The organism is Streptomyces sp. NPDC001848, from assembly GCF_042891915.1.
GTDB lineage: Bacteria > Actinomycetota > Actinomycetes > Streptomycetales > Streptomycetaceae > Streptomyces.
In genome coordinates this window covers 1-1,621 of the sequence record NZ_JBIATP010000049.1, presented here as the reverse complement: position 1 = coordinate 1,621, position 1,621 = coordinate 1, and the positions used below count along the sequence as shown (strand labels likewise).

The following is a 1,621-nucleotide window of genomic DNA, read 5'->3' as shown; positions in this document are numbered from 1 at the left end:
TGATCACTCGCGCCAAAGCAGCTCCGTAAGTTGTTCGGTGGCCCGGGAGGGCCGGATGTGGCTTCAAAGCAGCTTGCCGACCGTGGCTTGCCTGGAGTGGCCGTCCGGTCCTTCTGGGCGCCCTGGTCGCTGATTGAAATGCGCGGAACGGGTCGCTGTTTACGGAGCTGACGACGGGGTGTCCTACGGGCCTGACGGCAGGGAACTCGGCTGCGGGAGGGACGCGTGAGCAAACAGCGGGCCCGGATATGGGTCGGTATCGACGCGGGCAAGGGCCATCACTGGGCCGCGGTGGTCGACGAGACCGGCGCGACCCTGTGGTCGAAGAAGATCGAAAATGACGAGTCAGCGATCCTGACCGCACTTGGCGAGATCCTGGACCTGGCCGATGAGGTGCACTGGGCGGTGGACATCTCCAGCAGGTCCTCGGCACTGTTACTGGCGTTGCTGGCAGCCCACGGCCAAAAGGCCGTCTACGTGCCCGGCCGCACCGTCAACCGCATGGCCGGCGCCTACCGGGGCGAGGCCAAGACGGATGCCCGCGACGCCTATGTCATCGCCGAAACCGCCCGCCACCGCAGGGACTTCGCCACTCTTGAGGTGCCCGCGCAGCTGGCCGCCGACCTAGAATTACTGACCGCTCACCGCACCGACCTGGTCACCGACCGGGTGCGGACGGTCAACCGGCTCCGCGACGTGCTCACGGGCATGTTCCCCGCCCTGGAGCGCGCCTTCGACTACTCGGCCCGCAAGGGCGCACTGGTCCTGCTGACCGGCTACCAGACCCCAGCCGCCCTGCGCCGACGCGGCTTGGCCCGCCTGACCTCTTGGCTGGCCAATCGAGGTGTCCGCGACGCGGACAGCGTGGCCGCGACGGCCGTGGAAGCCGCCCGGGCCCAGCAGACCGCACTGCCCGGCGAGGACACCGCCGCACAGATCGTCGCCGACCTGGCCACGCAGATCCTGGCCCTGGACGACCGGCTGAGGCGCATCGACCGGCAGATCCGCGACACCTTCCGCACCCACCCACAGGCCGAGATCATCGAGTCGCTGCCCGGCATGGGCCCCATCCTCGGAGCCGAGTTCGTCGTCGCCGCGGGCGACATGACCGCCTACACCGACGCCGGCCACCTTGCCTCAGCCGCCGGCCTGGTCCCTGTCCCACGCGATTCCGGCCGCCGCACCGGCAACCTGCACCGCCCCAAGCGCTACAGCCGCCGCCTGCGCAGAGTCTTCTACCTCTCCGCGCAGACCAGCATCATCCGCGACGGCCCCAACCGGGAGTACTACCTCAAGAAACGCGGCGAGGGCTGCAAACACGTCCAGGCCGTCATCGCCCTCGCACGACGCCGCACCAGTGTGCTGTGGGCCCTCCTGCGCGACGACCGGGCCTTCACTCCCACCCCGCCCATCACGCAGACGGCTTGACTCAGACCGAGGCCAGAGAGCCAGCAGCGTGGCTGAGGCCGGCGGGGGTGCAGCGAGGCACACGCGCGCCTGATCGGTCGGCATGCCCGCCGTCGTGGCTGACTTTCCTCGGCTGAGGCACAGACGATCTCCGAGGCGAGATGCCGCCCGCTGGTGGGGCGGCCCACGACCTTGACTCGGTCATTGAAACTCC

General features: G+C 69.2%; 1 protein-coding gene. It reads left to right on the top strand.

Annotated elements, in window-relative coordinates:
- Positions 1–225 precede the first annotated feature (225 nt).
- Positions 226–1,428, top strand: a complete 1,203-nt coding sequence (locus ACFYZJ_RS39370; protein WP_388577216.1) for an IS110 family transposase — start codon at positions 226–228, stop codon at positions 1,426–1,428.
- Positions 1,429–1,621 lie beyond the last annotated feature (193 nt).